Source organism: Rhodococcus sp. CX (assembly GCF_015865005.1).
Lineage (GTDB): Bacteria > Actinomycetota > Actinomycetes > Mycobacteriales > Mycobacteriaceae > Rhodococcus.
Genome location: NZ_JADZGH010000263.1, coordinates 14,896 through 18,942, shown reverse-complemented (window position 1 = coordinate 18,942; position 4,047 = coordinate 14,896). Strand labels below are relative to the sequence as shown.

The 4,047-nt window shown below is 68.1% G+C and carries 3 protein-coding genes and 1 pseudogene; 2 read left to right on the top strand and 2 right to left on the bottom strand.

Features of this window, described 5'->3' with window-relative positions; all coding sequences use genetic code 11:
* Positions 1-1,321: pseudogene (locus tag I0Q12_RS29240) on the top strand (ABC transporter permease); the annotation flags it as partial.
* 78 nt (positions 1,322-1,399) lie between these two features.
* Here the strand turns inward: I0Q12_RS29240 and I0Q12_RS29235 are convergent.
* Positions 1,400-2,068, bottom strand: a complete 669-nt coding sequence (locus I0Q12_RS29235) for a hemolysin III family protein (RefSeq protein WP_197257229.1) — start codon at positions 2,066-2,068, stop codon at positions 1,400-1,402.
* Positions 2,069-2,227: 159 nt separating this feature from the next.
* Here I0Q12_RS29235 and I0Q12_RS29230 point away from each other — a divergent pair, with 159 nt between their 5' ends.
* Positions 2,228-2,995 (top strand): isoprenyl transferase, encoded by a 768-nt coding sequence (locus I0Q12_RS29230; protein WP_197257219.1) that lies wholly within the window; start codon positions 2,228-2,230, stop codon positions 2,993-2,995.
* Positions 2,996-3,070: 75 nt separating this feature from the next.
* Here the strand turns inward: I0Q12_RS29230 and coaA are convergent, their stop codons facing one another.
* Complete coding sequence (gene coaA, locus I0Q12_RS29225) at positions 3,071-4,003, bottom strand: type I pantothenate kinase (protein ID WP_197257217.1); 933 nt, start codon at positions 4,001-4,003, stop codon at positions 3,071-3,073.
* Positions 4,004-4,047: the final 44 nt, after the last annotated feature.

The following is a 4,047-nucleotide window of genomic DNA, read 5'->3' as shown; positions in this document are numbered from 1 at the left end:
CCTCGGACCGATGGCGGTCCTGGCGGGCATGCTCTTCGTCATGGTTCTCGGCGTCCCCGCCTCGAACCTGGGCATGTCGGTCTACTCGTTGCCGTCGATCTACTCGAGCCTGCACGGCTTCCTGCCGACCGCGGCCGCGGGGGAATCGCTGAGGTCGGTCCTGTACTTCGGTGGGGAAGGACTCGGTGGCCACCTTATGGTCCTGGTCCTCGGTGCCGTGCTCGCCCTCGCCGCGACCCTCGGTGTCGACGCCCTGAAGCGTCGCCGCAACCCCGATGCGGGGGACCCCGAGATCACGATGCCCTCGCTCACCAACGGGCCGCGTCCCGAAAGCGATCGGGTCCGCTACCTCACCCTGGCGTTCTTCCCCTTCGCCATGGTCGTGCTGATGCTCTCGATCATGCTCGGCGCGATGTACCAGCCGACGCCGCGCGCGATGCCGGTGACCGTGGTCGCCGGGACGACCGAGCAGGCCGGCCAGGTGGTCGCAGGGCTCGAGCAGAACATGGCTGGTCTGTTCGACCTGCGCACCTCCGACTCGCTCGACGAGGCACGCGCCGAGGTGCAGGACCGCACGATCGTGGCGGCCTTCGTCCTGCCGTCCGCCGCGTCGCCCACCGCGACCCTGATCACCAACGAGGCTGCCGGCATGAGCCAGCAGCAGGTCGTGCAGCGGGTCTTCGACCAGGTGGCCGGCGGCATGCAGGTGCCCCTCACCGTGGAGAACGTCGCCCCGCTGCCGGACTCCGACACGATGGGCACGGTCACGCTCTACGTCGCGATGGGCTGGATCATGTCCGGTTTCATGGTGGTCGTCGTGGCCGGCGGTGCGCAGCCCGCCGCCATGGTCCTGCGGCGCATGCTGCCCATCGCCGCCGGATGGGCGCTGTTCATGCCGGCCGTGCTCTGGGTGATCGCCGACCCCATCACCGGAGCGGTCGACGGGCACTTCCTGCCGCTGTGGGGAGTGGGGATCGTCGCGACGTTCACGACCTCGATGTTCACCCTGGCGCTGCACCGCCTGTTCGGGCTGCTCGCCGTCATCCCCGCGGTCGGGACCTTGATGTTCCTCGGCGTGCCGGCCTCGAACGGCGCGATGTCGATGTACATGACGCCGGAGATCTTCAAGTTCCTGCACGGCGTGCTGCCGATGCCGGCGGCGGTGGAGTCGGTCCGCTCGATCCTGTACTTCGGCGGCGACGCCGTCGGGTCGCACCTGGTCACCTTCGTGATGTGGGGTGTGGTGTCGCTGCTGTTCGTCGTCGCGCTCGATGCCGTCCGGTCACGGAAGGAACTCGCCGAGCAGGCGACCGACGCCTGAACCGCCCCAAACTCCGCAGAACCCCGACCGGCACATCTCGCCGGCCGGGGTTCTCCGGTTCGGGCGGACACGGCCGGTTCAGGCGAACACGACGAGCCAGACCGCGACCGCATGACACAGTGCCGCGAGCACGGTGGCGGCGTGGAAGAACTCGTGATGCCCGAACGTGTGCGGCCACGGGTTCGGCCATTTCGTCGCGTACAGCACCGCGCCGACGCTGTAGAGGATGCCGCCGATCAGCAGGAGCAGCATCGGGACCAGCCCGGCCGTGTCGACCACCGTGCCGGCGACCGGGACGATCGCCCAGCCGAGCAGCAGATACAGGGGCACGCCGACCCAGCGAGGAGCGGTCGGCCACAGCATCTTCAGCGCCACACCCGCCACCGCGCCCGACCACACCACGATCAGGAGGGTGCGGCCGGTGTCCGGCGGGAGGGCGAGGGTCGCGAACGGGGTGTAACTGCCGGCGATGAACAGGAAGATCATCGAGTGGTCGGCGCGCTTCATCCACATGCGGGCGCGGGGATCGTGCCAGTGCACCCGGTGATAGAGGGCGCTGACGCCGAACACCCCGCACACCGTGAGGCTGTAGATCGCGGTCGCGATGCCCGCGGGTGGTTCGGCGATGGTTGCGGCCAGGGCGACGAGCACGATGCCCGCGATCACCGAGACGGCGAACGCCCACAGATGGATCCATCCCCGCAGGCGCGGCTTCACCGGCAGTTCGTCGATCCCGAACACCGCCATGGGCCCGACCCCCTTCGTACTGCTCGGTAACCTACGCAACCGTAGGTTCTTGCTGGAATGTCACGTTACCCCTGTGCCGCCGGCGACGCGTGTGGGTGTGACCACCATCGCGACCGGAGGGTCCGGTGGGCGTAGTGTGACCCCCGTGGTGATGTCGGGGTGAATGCGCGCGGGGTGTTGTATCAGCTGTACGAACGGCGTCTGCTGCGCCAACTCGAAGGTGCTCAGCACCCGCGGCACGTCGCTGTCATGTGTGACGGCAACCGTCGCTGGGCCCGGGAGAACGGTTTCACCGACGTCAGTCACGGCCACCGTGCCGGCGCCCGCAAGATCGCCGAGTTGCTCCGCTGGTGCGACGCGGCGGGCATCGAGACCGCGACGATTTATCTGCTGTCCACGGAGAACCTGCGCCGCGAACCCGAGGAACTCGACGTCCTGATCGAGATCATCACCGACGTCGTGGAGGAGATCTCCGGGCCGGAGCAGAACTGGAGCGTCAAGATCGTCGGCACGCTGGAGTTGCTGCCCGAGGAGCAGGCCCGCCGGCTCAGCGAGGCCGCCTGCCGCACCGAAGGACGCACCGGCACCCACGTCAACGTCGCCGTCGGCTACGGCGGGCGGCAGGAGATCGTCGACGCCGTCCAGTCGCTGCTGCGGGAGAAGCAGGCCGCCGGGCTGTCCGGTGAGGAACTGATCGAGTCCGTCACCGTCGACGCCGTCGACGGGCACCTCTACACCTCCGGCCAGCCCGACCCCGACCTCGTCATCCGGACGTCGGGGGAGCAGCGGTTGTCCGGGTTCCTGCTGTGGCAGAGCGCGTATTCGGAGATCTGGTTCACCGAGGCCTACTGGCCGGAATTCCGTCGCGTCGACTTCCTGCGCGCCCTACGCGATTTCGCTGCCCGGCACCGCCGTTTCGGGGCGTAGCACCCGGTAGCCGCACCCGTGCCCGTGCGCGTTTTCGGTAGCAGCCGCTACCGAAAACGCGCACGAGGGCGGGGGTCAGAGCTTGCGCAGCCGCAGCCGGTTGATGGCGTGGTCGGCGTCCTTGCGCAGCACCAGCGTCGCGCGCGGACGGGTCGGCAGGATGTTCTCGACCAGGTTCGGCAGGTTGATCGAGTGCCAGATCTCCTTGGCCGCGTTCACCGCATCGCGATCGGACAGGTTCGCGTAGTGGTGGAAGTGCGCGTCCGGATTCGCGAAGGATGTCTTGCGGAGCGCGAGAAACCGTTCCACGTACCACTTTTCGATGTCCTCGATGCGGGCGTCGACGTAGATCGAGAAGTCGAACAGGTCCGAGACCATCAGGCGCGGACCGGTCTGCAGGACGTTGAGGCCCTCGATGATGAGGATGTCCGGCTGCCGAACCACGTGGTACTGACCGGGAATCACGTCGTACGAGATGTGCGAGTACACCGGCGCCGCGACCTCTGCGGCCCCGGACTTGACCTCCGTCACGAAACGGAGCAGCTTCCGGCGGTCGTAGCTCTCGGGAAAACCCTTGCGGTGCATGATGTTCCGACGGATAAGCTCTTTGGTCGGATACAGGAATCCGTCGGTGGTGACCAGGTCGACCCGGGGGTGGTGGTCCCAGCGCGCGAGCAGTGCCTGCAGCACACGCGCGGTGGTGGACTTGCCGACGGCGACCGAACCGGCGACCCCGATCACGAACGGCACCTGCTGGTCCGGGTGTTTCTCCCCGAGGAACGTCGCGGTCGCGGCGAACAACCGCTGCCGGGCCGCGACCTGGAGGTGGATCAACCGCGACAGCGGCAGGTACACCTCGGCGACCTCCGCGAGATCGATCTGCTCGCCGAGGCCGCGCAGGCCGATGAGTTCGTCCTCGGTGAGCACCAGCGGCGTCGCCTTGCGCAGCGTCCGCCACTGCTTGCGGTCGAACTCGACGTACGGGCTCGGCTCGCTCAGACGTGCCATCGACACGGTCCTTCCGTGGCTAGCGAACCGGCGGTGCAGCCCGG

Coding starts and splice junctions, on each gene's coding strand:
- I0Q12_RS29235 (WP_197257229.1), bottom strand. CDS start 2,068: ATGGCGGTGTTCGGGATCGACGAACTGCCGGTGAAGCCGCGCCTGCGG.
- coaA (WP_197257217.1), bottom strand. CDS start 4,003: ATGGCACGTCTGAGCGAGCCGAGCCCGTACGTCGAGTTCGACCGCAAG.